Annotated in this window: 15 protein-coding genes; 11 read left to right on the forward strand and 4 right to left on the reverse strand. The window is 72.5% G+C overall.

Annotated features, from left to right (window positions below; genetic code table 11):
* Positions 1 to 102 precede the first annotated feature (102 nt).
* The 9 genes from QRN56_RS18500 (at position 103) to QRN56_RS18540 (ending at position 10,336) form a co-directional block, all read left to right on the forward strand.
* A complete protein-coding gene (locus tag QRN56_RS18500; protein WP_285105678.1) occupies positions 103 to 468 on the forward strand; it encodes a hypothetical protein in 366 nt (121 codons plus the stop codon).
* On the forward strand, positions 468 to 1,124 hold the full coding sequence (locus tag QRN56_RS18505) for a nucleotidyl transferase AbiEii/AbiGii toxin family protein (protein ID WP_285105680.1): 657 nt from the start codon (positions 468 to 470) through the stop codon (positions 1,122 to 1,124). Before QRN56_RS18500 ends, QRN56_RS18505 begins: the two co-directional genes overlap by 1 nt.
* A gap of 96 nt (positions 1,125 to 1,220) precedes the next feature.
* Entirely contained in the window at positions 1,221 to 2,846 is a 1,626-nt protein-coding gene (gene metG, locus QRN56_RS18510) for a methionine--tRNA ligase (protein WP_285105682.1), read from the forward strand.
* Between the two features lie 10 nt (positions 2,847 to 2,856).
* Positions 2,857 to 3,792, forward strand: a complete 936-nt coding sequence (locus QRN56_RS18515; protein ID WP_285105684.1) for a TatD family hydrolase — start codon at positions 2,857 to 2,859, stop codon at positions 3,790 to 3,792.
* Between the two features lie 93 nt (positions 3,793 to 3,885).
* Positions 3,886 to 5,055, forward strand: a complete 1,170-nt coding sequence (locus tag QRN56_RS18520) for an aggregation-promoting factor C-terminal-like domain-containing protein (protein WP_285105686.1) — start codon at positions 3,886 to 3,888, stop codon at positions 5,053 to 5,055.
* Positions 5,056 to 5,271: 216 nt separating this feature from the next.
* Positions 5,272 to 6,618, forward strand: coding sequence for a resuscitation-promoting factor (locus QRN56_RS18525; protein WP_285105688.1), 1,347 nt, complete (start codon positions 5,272 to 5,274; stop codon positions 6,616 to 6,618).
* A gap of 523 nt (positions 6,619 to 7,141) precedes the next feature.
* Positions 7,142 to 8,344, forward strand: coding sequence for a resuscitation-promoting factor (locus tag QRN56_RS18530; RefSeq protein WP_285105690.1), 1,203 nt, complete (start codon positions 7,142 to 7,144; stop codon positions 8,342 to 8,344).
* Positions 8,345 to 8,471: 127 nt separating this feature from the next.
* Positions 8,472 to 9,389, forward strand: coding sequence for a 16S rRNA (adenine(1518)-N(6)/adenine(1519)-N(6))-dimethyltransferase RsmA (rsmA, locus tag QRN56_RS18535; RefSeq protein WP_285105692.1), 918 nt, complete (start codon positions 8,472 to 8,474; stop codon positions 9,387 to 9,389).
* Entirely contained in the window at positions 9,386 to 10,336 is a 951-nt protein-coding gene (locus QRN56_RS18540; protein ID WP_285105694.1) for a 4-(cytidine 5'-diphospho)-2-C-methyl-D-erythritol kinase, read from the forward strand. Before rsmA ends, QRN56_RS18540 begins: the two co-directional genes overlap by 4 nt.
* A 12-nt stretch (positions 10,337 to 10,348) precedes the next feature.
* Here the strand turns inward: QRN56_RS18540 and QRN56_RS18545 are convergent, their stop codons facing one another.
* Both QRN56_RS18545 and QRN56_RS18550 read right to left on the reverse strand, forming a co-directional pair.
* Complete coding sequence (locus QRN56_RS18545) at positions 10,349 to 11,158, reverse strand: acetylxylan esterase (protein WP_285105696.1); 810 nt, start codon at positions 11,156 to 11,158, stop codon at positions 10,349 to 10,351.
* A gap of 86 nt (positions 11,159 to 11,244) precedes the next feature.
* Entirely contained in the window at positions 11,245 to 12,234 is a 990-nt protein-coding gene (locus QRN56_RS18550; protein ID WP_285105698.1) for an acetylxylan esterase, read from the reverse strand.
* Positions 12,235 to 12,337: 103 nt separating this feature from the next.
* Between QRN56_RS18550 and QRN56_RS18555 the strand changes: the two genes are divergently transcribed.
* Both QRN56_RS18555 and QRN56_RS18560 read left to right on the forward strand, forming a co-directional pair.
* Positions 12,338 to 14,203, forward strand: a complete 1,866-nt coding sequence (locus tag QRN56_RS18555) for an ABC-F family ATP-binding cassette domain-containing protein (protein WP_285105699.1) — start codon at positions 12,338 to 12,340, stop codon at positions 14,201 to 14,203.
* On the forward strand, positions 14,200 to 14,667 hold the full coding sequence (locus tag QRN56_RS18560; protein WP_285105700.1) for an Lrp/AsnC family transcriptional regulator: 468 nt from the start codon (positions 14,200 to 14,202) through the stop codon (positions 14,665 to 14,667). The genes QRN56_RS18555 and QRN56_RS18560 overlap by 4 nt, the downstream gene beginning before the upstream one ends.
* Before the next feature lie 21 nt (positions 14,668 to 14,688).
* Here the strand turns inward: QRN56_RS18560 and QRN56_RS18565 are convergent, their stop codons facing one another.
* Together QRN56_RS18565 and QRN56_RS18570 are read right to left on the reverse strand one after the other, a co-directional pair.
* On the reverse strand, positions 14,689 to 15,615 hold the full coding sequence (locus tag QRN56_RS18565; RefSeq protein WP_285105702.1) for a S66 peptidase family protein: 927 nt from the start codon (positions 15,613 to 15,615) through the stop codon (positions 14,689 to 14,691).
* 52 nt (positions 15,616 to 15,667) lie between these two features.
* Positions 15,668 to 16,198, reverse strand: a complete 531-nt coding sequence (locus QRN56_RS18570; RefSeq protein WP_285105704.1) for a MarR family winged helix-turn-helix transcriptional regulator — start codon at positions 16,196 to 16,198, stop codon at positions 15,668 to 15,670.
* Positions 16,199 to 16,236 lie beyond the last annotated feature (38 nt).

Consider the following 16,236-nt stretch of genomic DNA (forward strand, 5'->3'; position numbering starts at 1 on the left):
GGGGTATCCACTGGCAGACGTCTAGGGCTGTGGATATCCTGGCCGGCGGGAAGGGGCCACGTCGTAGGCTCGAACCACTGCCGATCGAGAGGGGTGAACAGGATGTCCGCAGAGCGTGGCGGGTACCGGACGGTGCCGCGCGGCTACGTCTACGCCGACCACATCCCGTACGTCACCCCGGAGTCCCTCGACGAGCTGCGGGGGCCGACCACGGGGATCGTCACCGTGGGGCCGCACATCGACACGAGCCTGGACCCGACGTACGACCTCGGCCGGCGGGCGCGGAAGCTGGAGCTGTACAGCGCGACCGTCCGCGACGGTTTCGTGCCGGACCACCGGGCTGTCCTGAACCGGTCCGAGCTGGTGCGTCTCTGGCCGTTCCTCAACCTCCCCGGTCGGTGTCGCACGGTCTGGGAGTCGAAGTTCCCTGAGCTGGCTGCCCGGTCGAGGGTCACGGGAGCCGCCTGATGCTCCCGTTCCACGAGCGCCTCGCCACGATCGGCCTGGAGGCGCTGGAGGGTTATGGCTTCGCACTGGCCGGCGGTTACGCGATCTCCGCGAACGGCATCGGCGACCGGCCGTCCAACGACGTGGACCTGTTCACGAACGTGTTCGAGCCCGATGTCTTCGTGGTCTCGGTGGCGAAGCTTCGAGCGGCGTTCCTGGCCGCCGGCCTGGACGTTCGCGACAACCTGATCGGTCGGACGTTCGCCGACGTCAACGTCACCGATCCCGTCACGGGCGAGTCGAGCGACGTCCAGATCGGCGCGAACTACCGCGCGTTCCAACCCTCCCAGCTGGCCGTCGGACCGGTGCTCGACGTCCGTGATGCCGTGGCCGGAAAGATGAGCGCCTTGTGGTCCCGGGGTGAGACGCGTGACTTCATCGACATCGATGCGGTGATGGGCTCCGGGCGCTTTACCCGTGACGAGGTCCTGTCGATCGGGGACGAGCAGGAGTCGCTGCCGTTCGACCGGGCGATGCTGGCCGACCGGTTCCGCTCGGTCCAGGGCAAGAGCCCCGAGTCGTTCGAGGCGTACGAGGTGGGGGAGGCCTGGCGGCAGGAGATCGTCGAGCACTTCCTCGACTGGGCCGACGAGATCGACCCCGCCGTCGTCCGCTGAGTGCCGCCCGCCGAGTGCCGTCACGGCGTCACCGCGGCGCCGCCGCAGCGCCCCGGGCGCTGCGATCAGGCTGGACCGCGCACCTACCATGGACCCATGCCGGAAGCCGAGAAGTCCTTCTATCTCACGACGCCGATCTACTACGTGAACGATGCCCCCCATATCGGGCACGCGTACACGACGGTCGCCGCCGATGTCGTGACGCGCTGGCACCGCCAGCGCCAGGAGAACGTCTGGTTTCTCACCGGCACCGACGAGCACGGCGAGAAGGTGCTGCGCACCGCCGAGGCCAACGGCGTGACCCCGCAGGACTGGGCGGACCGGCTGGTCGAGACCGCCTGGAAGCCGGTGCTGAAGACCCTCGACGTGCGCAACGACGACTTCATCCGCACCACGGAGGCGCGGCACGAGACCGCGGTGCAGGCCTTCCTCCAGGGCCTGTACGACAAGGGCGAGATCTACGAGGGCTCCTACGAGGGCCCGTACTGCGTGGACTGCGAGGAGTACAAGCTGCCGGGCGAACTGCTCGACGGCACGGGGGAGTACGAGGGGCAGAAGGTCTGCGCCATCCACGGCACGCCCGTCGAGATGCTCTCCGAGCAGAACTACTTCTTCCGGATGAGCGCGTACGCGGACCGGCTGCTCGCGCTCTACGACGAGCACCCCGAGTTCGTGCGGCCGGCGTCGGCCCGCAACGAGGTCGTGAGCTTCGTGCGGCAGGGGCTGCAGGACCTGTCGATCTCGCGCTCGACGTTCGACTGGGGCGTGCCGATCCCGTGGGACCCGTCCCACGTGCTCTACGTCTGGTTCGACGCGCTCCTCAACTACGCCACGGCCGTGGGCCTCGACAGCGACGACCCGGAGCGCAAGGAGCAGTTCGCCCGGACCTGGCCGGCCGACGTGCACCTCGTGGGCAAGGACATCCTGCGGTTCCACGCGGTGATCTGGCCGGCGATGCTCATGGCCGCCGGCCTGCCGCTGCCCCAGACCGTGTTCGCGCACGGCTGGCTGCTGGTGGGCGGCGAGAAGATGAGCAAGTCCAAGCTCACGGGCATCGCGCCGGCCGACATCATCGACACCTTCGGCTCGGACGCGTTCCGCTACTACTTCATGCGGACCATCGCGTTCGGCGGTGACGGCTCGTTCTCCTGGGAGGACATGACCGCCCGCTACAACGGCGAGCTCGCCAACGGGTTCGGCAACCTCGCGTCCCGGACCGCCGCGATGATCGGCAAGTACTTCGGCGGCTCCCTGCCCACCCCGGGCGCCCTCACCGACGCCGAGACCAGCCTCGCCCGGGTGGCGGCCCAGGCCGTGGCCGACGCCGAGGCGGCGATCGACCGGCTCGCCATCCACGACGCGGTCTCCGCGGTCTGGACGCTCGTGGACGCCACGAACGGTTACCTCGCCGACACGCAGCCCTGGAAGCTCGCGAAGGAGCCGGGCGAGACCGACGAGTCCGGCGCGGGGGTCGACGGCGGGCGCCTCGCGACGTCGCTCGTCACCGCGACGGAGGCGCTGCGGTCGCTGGCGGTGCTCCTCAACCCGATCACGCCGAAGGCGGCGGCCGGGCTCTGGGAGCTGCTCGGTGCGGAGGCCTCGCTGGGGGCGCTCGACGCCCAGCCGCTCGACGGCGCGGCGACGTTCGGCGCACTCCCTGCGGGCACCACCGTGACCAAGGGCGCGGCCCTGTTCCCGCGCCTCGACGACACGGCGGCCTGAGCGACCGACGATGGCGAAGCGCACACGCGAGCGCGGGTTCCCGGCCGCCCCCGAGCCGCTGCCGGTCCCGGTCGTGGACAACCACACACATCTCGACCACATCGCCGCTGTGCTGCCCGGCACGGCGCCGGCGGGCGAGCGGGGCGACTGGCCGCCGTCCGCCGCGGACCACCTGGACCGGGCCGCGGCCGCGGGCGTGGACCGAGTGGTCCAGGTGGGCTGCGACCTGCCGTCGGCGCGCTGGACCGACGCCCTCGTCCGCCAGGACGCGCGGGTGCTGGGCGCCGTCGCCATCCATCCCAACGAGGCCACCCTGCACGCGGGCATCGACGAGGTGGGGCCTGACGGGCTCACGCCCGAGCCGGAGGAACGCCACGCGGTGGGGCTGGACGACGCCGTCGCCGAGATCGCCGACCTGGCCAAGGGCAACGACCGCATCCGCGCGATCGGCGAGACGGGCATGGACCTGTTCCGCACGGGCCCGCGCGGCGAGCAGGCCCAGCGGGACGCCTTCCGCGCGCACATCGCCCTGGCCAAGGAGCTGGGCCTGGCCCTGCAGATCCACGACCGGGACGCGCACGCCCAGGTCATCGAGGTTCTGCTGGCCGACGGCGCGCCCGAGCGCACCGTCTTCCACTGCTACAGCGGCGACGCCGAGATGGCCCGCGTCTGCGCCGAGCACGGCTGGTACCTGTCGTTCGCCGGACCGGTCACGTTCAAGGCCAACGACCACCTGCGCGCGGCCCTGGCCGTGGCGCCGCGTGAGCTGATCCTCCTGGAGACCGATGCCCCGTACCTCACGCCGCACCCGTACCGGGGGCAGCCGAACGCCCCGTTCGCGGCGGCCCACACGGTGCGCGACATGGCGGCCCACCTGGGGGAAGACCTCGCGGTGCTGTGCGCGGACATCAGTGCCAGCTCGGAGCGCGTCTACGGTAGCTGGTAAGAATGGCGCATTGGGGCGAAGAAAGCGGCATTTGATTTCATATCCCCACGCCTTTTGCTGCGAGGTTTGTTCCGTTACGGTCTGGTGCTCGTGGTGAGGTACGCACGGCCGTGGCTCGCGAGCAGACCGGCCCGCTGGCTGGTTCGTGGTGCCGTCGTCGGCGTGCTCGTCGGTGTGGCCGGCATGTACACGGCCAACGCGACGACCCTGACGATCGACTACAACGGCGACGTCCGCACGCTCAGCGTCTACGGCGACACGGTCGCCGAGGCGCTGGCGTCGCAGAACATCGAGCTGCAGCCCGACGACGTGGTGCAGCCCGCCGCCGCGTCCGGCGTCGGCCCCGGCAACACCGTGGTGGTCCGCACCAGCCGGGACGTCACCGTCGAGCTCGACGGCCAGGTGATCACGCTGCGCACCACCGCGGGCACGGTCGGCGAGCTGCTGGCGGCCCTCGGGCCGCGCGGCGACGGCGCCCTCGCCACGGCCTCCCGGACCACGCAGCTCGGCCGCGACCCGGTCCGGTTCTCCACGGTCAAGAAGGTCAACATCGCCGTGGACGGCTCGGTGCTGGAGTTCAGCACCACCCGGTCGACGGTGCGCTCCGTGTTCGACGAGGCCGGGATCGCGCTGGCCGACGGCGACGTCACGTCCGTGCCGCTCGACGCCGCAGCCGTGGACGGGATGATCATCATGGTCAGCCGCGACGCGTCGTCGTCGCGCACGGTGACCGAGGTGGTGCCGTTCGAGACCGAGACGGTCGAGGACTCGAGCCTCCCCGAAGGCTACGAGTCGATCCGCACCGCCGGCGTCGCCGGTGAGGCGAAGGTGACGTACGAGGTCAAGACGGTGGGCGGCGCCGTCGTCGAGCGCACCGTGGTGGACCGCAAGGTCACCCGCGAGCCCGTGAACGAGGTGCTCGTTGTGGGGACCATGGACGTGGCCACCGCGCCCGTGGACCCGGGCTCCGCGCGGGCCCTGGGCCAGGCGATGGCGGCCGAGCGCGGCTGGGGCGCCGACGAGTTCTCGTGCCTCGACCAGCTCTGGCAGAAGGAGAGCGGCTGGCGCTGGAACGCCGACAACCCCAGCAGCGAGGCGTACGGCATCGCCCAGGCGAACCCGGGCTCCAAGATGGCCACGGTGGGCAGCGACTGGCTCACGAACCCGGCCACCCAGATCGAGTGGGGGCTGGGCTACATCTCCGGCCGCTACGGCACGCCGTGTGGTGCCTGGGCGCACTCCGTGGAGATCGGCTGGTACTGAGCAGGCCATTTTCACCCTGGAACATTTGGGATATTTAAGGATCTATCCCGACCTTTCCAAGGTGTATTTCGCGGATAGGCTTGCATTTGATAACGGCAGGGTTACGGTCTCTGGGACCGCCGGATCGGCCGGTCGGGCCCGCGCCCCGCGCGGGAGGCGCGTGCGACTCGCGCCGTCCCGGCCCCCGTGCCCGGACCGCGCGAGGACTGGACCCGCGTGTCATCTCCCCACCCAGCTCAGGGCATCCCCAGTGAACAGCCCCCCACCCCTGAGGCCGGCTCCGACGTCGGCATCACCGAGATCTTCGAACCGCCGTCAACGGTTCACCCCCTCGTCCCGCCGGACTCTCCCCAGCCGGCCCCGCCCCGTAAGCGCCACCGCAGAGCCGCCCTCCTCGCGGGGGCCGCGGCCATCGCGGTCGCCGGCGCCGGTGGCATCACCGCCTACGGTTCGGCCCACAAGACCGTCACGCTCGACGTGGACGGCAAGGTCACGACCGTCGAGACCTTCCAGGGCGACGTCGCCGGCCTGCTGGCCGACGAGGGCGTCGACGTCACCGACCGTGACGCGGTGACGCCCGGCGGCTCCCTCCGGGACGGCAGCATGGTCGTGGTCCGCTACGGCCATGAGATCACCCTCCAGGCCGACGGCGAGCGGCGGACGACGTGGGTCACCGCGCTCGACGCCGACGAGGCGCTCGCCACGCTCTCCGAACGGGCCGACGACGTCGCGCTGGTCCCGTCCCGCTCCGGCGGCCGGGTGACCCTCCCGTTGCGGCTCGACGCCGACAGCCCGGTGAACCTGGTCGTCGGCGGCAAGACCGAGCGGGTGGCCGACGGCGCGGCGCAGCTCGACGAGCTGCTCGCCGAGCACGACGTCACGGTCGACTCGGACGACCGGGTCACCGTCGAGAGGTCGGACGGCGCGTCCGACCGGTCGGCCGATCCGAGCGTCCCGACGCTTTCCGTCGTCGTCGAGCAGGTCCGGAGCTCGGTCAAGAAGACCGTGACCCGGCTGCCCTACGACAAGGTGCGCACCGCTGACCCGGACCGGTACGAGGATCTCGACCCGTACGTGGCGACCAAGGGCGTCGTGGGCAAGCGCGTCACGACGTGGGACGTCACGACGGTGGACGGCGAGGTCGTGAAGCGGGACAAGCGCTCCTCGAAGGTCGAGCGCAAGCCCGTCGACCAGGTGACCGTGTACGGCACCAAGGACCGTCCCGCACCGGAGCCCGAACCGGAGCCGGAGCCCGAGCCGCAGCCCGTCGCGAAGGAACCGGCCCAGAAGGCCGCGCCCGAGCCGAAGGGCGACGTGGTCGCGACCAGCGGCGTGTGGGCCCAGCTCGCGCAGTGCGAGTCGGGCGGCGACCCCACCACCAACACGGGTAACGGCTACTACGGCCTGTACCAGTTCTCGCAGCAGACCTGGGCGGCGATGGGCGGTTCCGGCCTCCCGTCGGAGGCCTCGGCCGCCGAGCAGACCATGCGGGCCCAGAAGCTCCAGGCGCAGTCCGGCTGGGGGCAGTGGCCCGGCTGTGCCGCGAAGCTCGGCCTGCTCTGACCCCCTCCCGACGTGTCAGACGTACAGGTCACCCGAGTGATCTGTGCGTCTGACACGGGGAGCGAGTTGGACGGTTGTCCTAGACGAGTGAGCGATAACACAGCCCGATAGCACCGAGAAACTTGGCCGGACGATAACGGATCAGTTACGTTCGGTTGTCCTCGCTGGCGGGAGGGTGCGAAGTGGTGTAGGCCACAGCGCCCGAACGGCGGCAGGGCAGCACTGAGAACGGAACCTCGTGATCAGTGCGAGACCGCCGGATCGGCCGGTCGAGACCGCGACGGCTCGCAAGAGTCGCCAGGCCCCCAGGCCGAATCGTGGTGGGGACGCTCGCGCGAGCGCGCGCCCCGGCTCGCCGCCCGTGCCCGGGACGTCCGACGACTGGACACGAGTGAACCCCCGTTCCGAGCAGCAGAGTTCTGGCTCCATCCCCAGCATCAACTCAGAGTCCGAGGCCCCGAACCCTCGGACGACCCTCTCGAAGCGTCGCCGTCGCTGGCCCCTGGTCGCCGGCCTCGCAGCCGTGGCGATCGCCGCCTCCGGCTCCGTCGCCTTCGCGGAGGCGCGCAAGACCGTCACGCTCGACGTCGACGGCACCACCAAGACCATCACCACCTACTCCGGTTCCGTGCAGGGCATGCTCGAGTCGCAGGGCGTCCGTCTGGGCGAGCGCGACGTCGTCGCCCCCGGCACCGACGCGAAGCTGTCCGACGGCGACCAGGTGGTCGTCCGCTACGCCCGCCAGGTCACCATGTCCGACGGCGGTGACGAGCGCGACGTCTGGGTCACCGTGACCGACGCCGGCGAGGCCCTGACGACGCTCGCCGAGCGCGGCGGCGACGTCTCCCTGGTGGCGTCCCGCTCCGGCGACCGCGCCTCGCTGCCGCTCCGCCTGAACGACGACGGCCCCGTCGCCGTCGTGGCGGACGGCAAGACCCGCGTGGTCGAGGACCACGCCGACGGCGTCGACAGCGTGCTCAACGGCCTCAAGGTCGAGCTCGACAAGGACGACCTCGTGAACATCGTCCCCGTGGCCACCCTGGCCGAGGACAAGGCGATCGACGCGAAGTCCGCCAAGGCCGCCAAGAAGGCCGGCGCCGACGTCGCCGTCCAGGTGCAGCGCGTCGAGACCAAGAAGGTCACGCAGAGGTTCGACGTGGACCACGAGGTGAAGACCGTCAAGGACAAGGACCGCTACGAGGACGAGGGCGACCACGTCCGCACCGCGGGCCGGGACGGGGTGCGCACGCGCATCGTCCAGCTCCGTACGGTCGACGGCGAGGTCGTGGCCCGCAAGGAGCTCTCGAACAAGGTGACCAAGAAGCCGGTCACCGGCGTGATCGTCGAGGGCACCAAGGAGCGCCCGGTGGAGAAGAAGGCCACCGTCGAGGCGACCAGCACCGAGAGCAGCACCCCGGCGCCGTCCGGCTCCGTCAAGGAGATCGGCCAGCAGATGGCCGCCGCCCGCGGCTGGACCGGCTCGGAGTGGACCTGCCTCGAGCTCCTCTGGGAGCGCGAGTCCGGCTGGAACTACCAGGCGGCCAACCCGTCCTCGGGCGCTTACGGCATCCCGCAGGCGCTCCCGGGCTCCAAGATGGGCTCGGCGGGCTCGGACTGGGCCACCAACCCGGCCACCCAGATCAAGTGGGGCCTCGGCTACATCGCGGACCGCTACGGCACGCCGTGCGGTGCGTGGGGCCACTCGGAGTCGGTGGGCTGGTACTGATCCACTGACGGAGCCTTTCGATTCCACACGGTCGCTCTCGTGCTGCGCGTCCTCCCGGCGGGACCTGCTCCGCTGCGTCCCACCTCCGAGTACGCTCCGCACGAACGCTCCAGTTAGGCTCACCTGCATGAACGACACCTCAAGCGCCCTGCTCGGTCCCGCGGAGATCCGCGACCTGGCAGGGCGTTTGGGCGTCCGGCCCACCAAGACGCTCGGCCAGAACTTCCTGCACGACGGCGGCACCGTCCGCAAGATCGTGCGCACCGCGGGGCTGCGGCCCGGCGAGCGGGTGGTGGAGGTCGGGCCCGGGCTGGGCTCCCTGACGCTGGGACTGGTGGAGGCCGGCGCCTCCGTGGTCGCGATCGAGATCGACCCGGTCCTGGCCGGGCAGATCGCCGACACGGTGCGCACCCGGGTCCCGGGCGCCGACTTCGAGGTGGTGCTCTCCGACGCGCTGGACGTCACCACGCTGCCCGGCGAGCCGCCGACGGCGCTCGTCGCGAACCTTCCCTACAACGTGGCCGTCCCGGTGCTGCTCACCATGCTGCAGCGGTTCGCCTCGCTCGAACGTGTGCTCGTGATGGTCCAGGCCGAGGTGGCCGACCGGATCGCCGCCGTCCCGGGCTCCAAGATCTACGGCATCCCGTCGGTGAAGGCCGCGTGGTACGCGTCGGCCCGCCGCGCCGGGACCATCGGGCGCAACGTCTTCTGGCCCGCCCCGAACGTCGACTCCGCGCTCGTCTACCTCGAGCGTCGCGACCCGCCCTCGACCACCGCGTCGCGGGAGCAGGTGTTCGCCGTCGTGGACGCCGCGTTCGCGCAGCGCCGCAAGACGCTGCGGGCCGCGCTGTCCGGGGTGTTCGGCTCCGGCGCCGCCGCCGAGGACGCGCTGCGCGCGGCGCGCGTGGATCCGGGCGCCCGGGGTGAGACGCTCGTCGTCGAGCAGTTCGCGCGTATCGCGGAGCAGCTCCCCGACCTGCCGGACACCGCGGGCACCGGGGTGACCCCTGCGTCCGGCATCGCAGAGCAGGAGGGGGACGAGTGATCCCGCGTCTTTCAGCGGCCCCGCCGCCGTCGGTCCGGGTCCGTGCGCCCGGCAAGGTCAACCTCGGGCTGCGCGTGGGGCCCGTCGGCGACGACGGCTACCACCCGCTGGCGACGATCTTCCAGGCCGTGTCCCTGTACGAGGAGGTGACGGCGACCCAGGTGGCACCCGGCGCCGGCATCTCGCTGACGGTCTCGGGTCCGCAGGCCGACGCCGTCCCGACGGACGAGACCAACCTCGCGTGGCGCGCCGCCGCGCTGCTGGCCGAGCGCACGGGCCTGCCCGACGACGTCCAGCTGCACATCACCAAGGGCGTGCCGGTCGCCGGCGGCATGGCGGGCGGCTCGGCCGACGCCGCCGCCGCGCTCGTGGCCTGCGACGCGCTCTGGGAGGCCGGTATACCCCGCCCGGAGCTGGTGGAGCTGGCCGCAGAGCTCGGGGCGGACGTGCCGTTCTCGCTGCTGGGGCACACCGCCGTCGGCACGGGCCGGGGCGACCTGCTCACGCCCGCGATGACCCGCGGCGAGTTCCACTGGTGCTTCGCGACCCAGCGGGAGGGCCTCTCCACGCCCACGGTGTTCCGCCGGTTCGACGAGCTCGCCGGGCCGTCGACGCCGCGCGTGGCCCCCACCGACGACACCGCGATCATGCACGCGCTGCGCGCCGGCGACGCGGTGGCCCTCGGCAAGGCGCTGCACAACGACCTGGAGGGTCCTGCGCTCGACCTGCGGCCCGAGCTCGCGGACGTGCTGGAGGTCGCCACGGAGTCCGGGGCGCTGGGCGTCATCGTGTCGGGATCCGGTCCCACGGTCGCCGCGCTCGGCCGGTCCAGGCAGCACGCGCTGGCGCTGGGCGCGGCATGGACGGCGGCGGACGTCGTCGACGCGGTCTGGTGCGCGTCCGGGCCCGCCCCCGGGACCCAGGTGGTGACCCCGATGCGCGCCTGAGCGCGCACCGGGTCAGTACGCGACCTGCGGCACGAAGACGTTCGTCAGGTGCGTGTGCCGCGTGATCCAGCGGGTGCGCCGCGTCGCCAGGTTGCTCTCGGCGGTCAGCACGCACTCGACCACCCGCTCGACGGTGCCCGTCATCGCGCTGAGCGCCAGGGCGGCGTTGCGGCCCCACTCCTCCAGCAGCACCTGCGCGCCCGCGCCCTGCGTGAGCTGCAGCGGGGTGCTCGCCCGGCGTGCGAACGCGACCAGGGAGTCCTTGTGCGCCGCCGGGATGTCGCCCTCGACCAGGGCGCACGCGAGGTCGGGCAGCAGGCCGGCCGCGGCGACGGCCGCCGCCGCCACCGGGCCCGTACCGAGCACCGCGATGCGCGACGGGTCCACGCTCTCCAGCGTGCGCAGGGCCTGCACCGCGCGGACCGCGTCGGTGAAGACGCCGCGGTTGTACGGGTCGTCGAGGTCGTCCTGCGGCACCTCGACGACCAGGTGGGCGAACCCGCCGGACGCGAGCCACTCCAGGTCGCGCGCCGCGGCCCTGCCGGCCGGCCGCAGCTCGACCAGGCCGGGCAGCGTCGCGGCGGCCCCGACCGGCATGACGAGCCAGCCCGTCACCGGGCGGCCCTCGAAACCGGCGAACGTCACCGTCTCCGCGTTGAGGTCCCGCGAACGGGCGAACGTCGTGGTCAGGACCGGCGCGACCTCGATGTCCCGGTGCGCGGCGAGGTTCGCCGCCCAGAACGCGTCGAAGTCCGTGGGCTCGTCGGTGGCGGGCGGAGCGGCCGGTGCCACCGTGACGAGCGGCAGGTCGTACTCGGGCACGGGCGGTACCTCCGGGTCTGGGGCGTGCGCTGGGAGCGTACCGCCACTGTCCGACAGTCCCGAAGCCGGTCCACGGCCGACGGCCGTCAGATGATCTTGTTCAGCCATGCGAGCTTCCGCGGGAACCGGTAGTCGCCGCCACCCTCGTGGTTGTTGTACGGGTAGACGTCGATCTCCTTGCCCGCCGCGCCGGCCCCGCCCGGCCCCCAGCCGTTGTACGCCGCGTACACGGTCGACGGCGGGCACGTGGCGTCCATGAGCGCCACCGAGAACAGTGCCGCCGCGCGGGCGCGCCGGGCGAACGACACCCCGTCCAGGTAGGAGAAGGTCCGCCAGACCTGCTCCTCCACCGCCGGGTCGCGGTGCACGGAGAGGTAGCGGGTGATCTCGTTGTACGGCAGGTTGTCCGTGATCGACACCGCGCGGCGGTAGTGGCTCAGGAACGGCACGTCGGGCATGGCGGCCACGACGTCGGGCACGAGGCCCGCGACCGCGATGGTGATGCCGCCGCCCTGGCTGCCACCGCTCAGCGCCACCCGCGCCGGGTCCAGGCCCGGGATCGCGCGCACCGCGTCGACGGCGCGGGCGCCGTCGGTGAAGACGCGGCGGTAGTAGTGGTCGTGCGGGTCCAGCACGCCGCGGGTCATGAACCCGGGGGACGCGGGGCCCGACCCCACCGGGTCCGGCGTGTCCCCGCCCGCACCCCAGCCCGAACCCTGGCCGCGCGTGTCCATCATGAGGTGCGCGTAACCCGCGGCGGCCCACTGGATCCGCTCGTGCGGCAGGCCCCGCCCGCCGCCGTAGCCCTGGTACTCGACCACGACGGGCAGGTCGCCCGGCGCGTGCGCCGGACGCGTCAGCCAGGCCTTGACCGGATGCCCGCCGAACCCGGCGAACGTGACGTCGTCGACCAGGATCTCGGTGAGCCCCACGTCGATGCGCTCCACCTGCGGCGCCTCGTCGAACGTGCGGGCCTCGGCCAGGGTCGTCGACCAGAACTCGTCGAAGTCGCCGGGCTCGTCGACCTCCGGGCTGTACTTCTCGAGTTCGGGCAGCGGCATGTCGAACTGGGCCACGTTGATGCTCCTCGGCGTCGTGTTCTGCTGTGCCGGCGGCGAAGTCGTTCCTGTGCGGTCGCCGTCGACCGGGGTGAGCGTAGCGCGCGACTACCCTTGGTAGGTGGCACATCTTCTCGGCGCAGACGGCATCGCGCTGACCATCGGCACCCGGACCCTTCTGGCGGACGTCTCGCTGGGGCTCGACGACGGCGACCGCGTCGGCATCGTGGGCCCCAACGGCGCGGGCAAGTCCACCCTGCTGCGCATCTTCGCGGGCACCGCGCTGCCCGACGGCGGCCGCGTCACCCGGGTGGGCGGCTCCACCCTGGGCATGCTGGACCAGCGCGACGAGCTGCCCGACGACGCCACCGTGCTGGACCTCGTGCACGGCGACGCGGAGACCCACGTCTGGGCCTCCGACGCCCGCGTCCGGGAGGTGCACGACGGCCTGATCGCCGACCTCGCCTGGGACGCCCCCGTCGCCAAGCTCTCGGGCGGCCAGCGCCGCCGCGTGGCGCTCGCGGCCCTGCTCGTCCAGGCCCCGGACGTGCTGCTGCTCGACGAGCCCACCAACCACCTCGACGTCGAGGGCGTGGCCTGGCTCGCCGCCCACCTGCGCGAGCGGTACGGCCGCCCGGGCACGACGGGCGCGCTCGTGGTCGTGACGCACGACCGCTGGTTCCTCGACGAGGTCTGCTCCCGGATGTGGGAGGTGCGCGGCGACGGGACCGGCGCCGTCGACGGGTACGAGGGCGGGTACGCGGCCTACATCCTGGCCCGGGCGGAGCGGGCGCGGCAGGCCGCGACGGCTGCCGAGAAGCGGGACAACCTGCTGCGCAAGGAGCTCGCGTGGCTGCGCCGCGGGGCCCCGGCCCGCACGTCCAAGCCCAAGTTCCGGCTCGACGCCGCGTCCGCCCTGATCGACGACGAGCCGCCACCGCGCGACTCGATGGAGCTGACGCGCATGGCGACGCGGCGGCTGGGCAAGGACGTGCTGGACCTCGAGTCCGTGTCGGTCGCCGTGCCGGGCAAGGTCCTGTTCGACGACGTGACCTGGCGCCTCGGCCCCGGCGACCGGTACGGCGTCGTGGGGGTCAACGGCGCCGGCAAGACGACGCTCCTCGCGCTCCTTGCCGGTCGCCGCGAGCCCGACTCGGGACGCGTCAAGCGCGGCAAGACCATCCATGTGCGGGAGCTCTCGCAGGACGTCACCGAGCTCGACGAGGTCGGGAGCCTCAAGGCCGTCGAGGTGATCGAGCAGGAGAAGGGCCGGGTCGTCGTCGACGGCAAGGAGCTCACCGCCGCGCAGCTCACCGAGAAGCTCGGCTTCGCGCGCGAGCGCGCCTACACGCCGGTGCGGGACTTGTCCGGCGGCGAGCGGCGGCGGCTCCAGCTGCTGCGGCTGCTGGTGTCCGAGCCCAACGTGCTGCTGCTCGACGAGCCCACCAACGACCTCGACACCGACACCCTCGCCGCCGTCGAGGACCTGCTGGACGGCTGGCCCGGCACGCTCATCGTCGTCTCGCACGACCGGTACCTGCTGGAGCGGGTCGCCGATCGGCAGGTCGCGCTGCTCGGCGACGGGACCATCCGGGACCTGCCCGGGGGAGTCGAGGAGTACCTCCGGCTGCGGGCCGCGGCCAAGGCCGCGGGCGCCTCGGCCTCGGGCACGCCCGGCGGGTCCGGCGCGGCCGGCGGGACCGGGGCCGCGGGGACGACGTCGGGCCCGGGTCCGGCGACGGCCGGCAACGGCTCCGGCGACGAGCTGTCCCAGCGCGACATCCGCGCCGCCAAGAAGGAGGTCTCCCGGATCGAGCGGCAACTTGCGAAGATTGCCCAGAAAGAGGCCAAGCTGCACGAGAACATCGCGCAGCAGGCAACGGACTATCAGGCCGTCGCGCGGCTGGACGCGGAGCTCCGCGACCTGGCGAGCGAACGGGACGAGCTCGAGGCGGCCTGGTTGGAAGCTGCGGAGGTGGCGGGATGACCGACAACGATCTGACACCGCTCGACGGAGTGGACCGGGCACTCGTCGACGCACTGCGCAAGGACGGGCGCACCACGCTGGCGGTGCTGTCCGAGATCTCGGGGCTCTCCCTGTCCGCCGTGCAGGTGCGGGTGCGCAAGCTGGAGGCGCGCGGCGTCATCACGGGCTACCGGGCGGTCGTGAACCCGGAGGCGGTGGGGCTGCCGCTCTCCGCGTTCATCGAGATCACGCCCCTGGACCAGGCCCAGGAAGACGACGCGCCCGAGCGGCTGCGCGGCATGGCCGGCATCGAGTCCTGCTACTCGGTGGCGGGCAACGCGAACTACCTGCTCACCGCGCGGGTGGCGTCGCCGCGGGCACTGGAGGAGCTGCTCGGCAAGATCCGGCGCACGGCGAAGGTCTCGACGCGCACGACGGTGGTGCTGCAGACGTACTTCGAGGGGCAGGCGGCCGAGCTCGACTGAGCCGGCTCAGCCCGGCCCGGCTCAGCGCAGCGCCAGGGCCGGGTGGTCCAGCGTGAGCGTGCCGGCGTCGGCGTCCAGCTCCGCGGTGACGCCGAACGGCACGGTGAGCGGGTCGGGGCCGTGGCCGAACCCGAGCTCGCCCAGGATCGGGATGCCGAGCTGGCCCAGCAGGTCCAGGACCACCGGCTCGACCGGCTCGCAGTCCTGCCACGACCCGAGCACGATGCCCACCGCGCCGTCGAACCAGCCCGAGCGCAGCAGGTGCGTGAGGAACGAGTCGATCCGGTAGGCCTTCTCCTCGATGTCCTCCAGCAGCACGATGCCGCCCGCCGCCGAGGGCGTCGTGGGGCCGGTCCCGACGGACGTCGTCAGGAGCGAGAGGCAGCCGCCGGTCGTGATGCCACGGGCCGTGCCGCCGACGAGGGTGTGCGCCTCCGGGCCCGTGAGCACCTGGGTGGCCTCCGGCTCGAAGAGCGTGCGCCGCAGGTGCTCCCGGGCCAGGTCGGACTTGAGGAACGACATGGTCCCGGACATCGGCCCGTGCAACGACACCAGCCCGAGCCGCGCGGCGACCGCCTGGTGCAGCACCGTGCAGTCGCTGTACCCGACGAGCACCTTGGGGTCGGTGGCGGCGAGCGCGTCCCAGTCGACGAGCTCGACCATCCGCGCGGCGCCGTAGCCGCCCCGCGCCGCGACGATCGCCCGGACGTCCGGGTCGAGCCAGGCCTCCTGGAAGTCCGCGGCGCGCGCCTCGTCGTGACCCGCCAGGTAGGCGTGGTCCGGGTGCGTGTCCAGCACGTGGGGCATCACCTGTACGTCGAGGCCCCAGTCCCGCAGGTGGGCGACGCCGTCGCCGAGCCGGTCCGCCGGCACGGGACCGGACGGGGCGACGACGGCGACGGTGTCACCCGGGCGCAGTCGCGGCGGGCTGGTCAGGGGCCGCAGCATGCCGCCGACGTTACCTCCCGGTTCGTCGTGCGCCCGCTGGTGATGCTTTCTTTCACCCATCTGAAATCTGGCCCCGCAATGCGGTCGTGAGCCGGGTGAGAAGTCCCGACAGCAGCAGACGGTCCTCGGCCGGCAGCCCGGCCAGCAGCGCCTCCTCGTGGGTGAGCAGCTCCCGCACGGCGCGTTCGACGAGCGCGTGCCCGGCGTCGGTCAGGGTCACGGCCACGGCCCGCCGTCCGGCGTCGGACGACGAGCGCACGACCAGGCCCTCGCGCTCCGCTCGCGCGACCCGCTGCGAGATCGCGCCGGCGGTGACGAGCGTGTGCGCCGCGAGCTCGCGGGTGGTCAGCGACCAGGGCGTCCCGGACCGGCGCAGGGTGCTGAGCAGGTCGAGCGTCGCGGGGTCGATGCCGATCCGGCGCAGCGTCCGACGCCGCTCGTCCGCCAGGGTCTTGGCGGCGCGCCACAGCGGCGTGATCACACCGATCGAGGCCACCGGGACGCCCGGCAGCTCGCGTTCCCATGCCGCGGCGATGACCTCGGGCGGAACGGCCGCCGCGGTGTCGAAGGGGTACTCGGTCACCCTGACCTCCTGTACGTTTAGATCTAAACGTACCCGTC

It is taken from the genome of Promicromonospora sp. MEB111 (genome assembly GCF_030209445.1).
In the GTDB taxonomy this organism is placed as follows: Bacteria; Actinomycetota; Actinomycetes; order Actinomycetales; family Cellulomonadaceae; genus Promicromonospora.

Coding starts and splice junctions, on each gene's coding strand:
- QRN56_RS18500 (WP_285105678.1), top strand. CDS start 103: ATGTCCGCAGAGCGTGGCGGGTACCGGACGGTGCCGCGCGGCTACGTC.
- QRN56_RS18505 (WP_285105680.1), top strand. CDS start 468: ATGCTCCCGTTCCACGAGCGCCTCGCCACGATCGGCCTGGAGGCGCTG.
- metG (WP_285105682.1), top strand. CDS start 1,221: ATGCCGGAAGCCGAGAAGTCCTTCTATCTCACGACGCCGATCTACTAC.
- QRN56_RS18515 (WP_285105684.1), top strand. CDS start 2,857: ATGGCGAAGCGCACACGCGAGCGCGGGTTCCCGGCCGCCCCCGAGCCG.
- rsmA (WP_285105692.1), top strand. CDS start 8,472: ATGAACGACACCTCAAGCGCCCTGCTCGGTCCCGCGGAGATCCGCGAC.
- QRN56_RS18560 (WP_285105700.1), top strand. CDS start 14,200: ATGACCGACAACGATCTGACACCGCTCGACGGAGTGGACCGGGCACTC.
- QRN56_RS18565 (WP_285105702.1), bottom strand. CDS start 15,615: ATGCTGCGGCCCCTGACCAGCCCGCCGCGACTGCGCCCGGGTGACACC.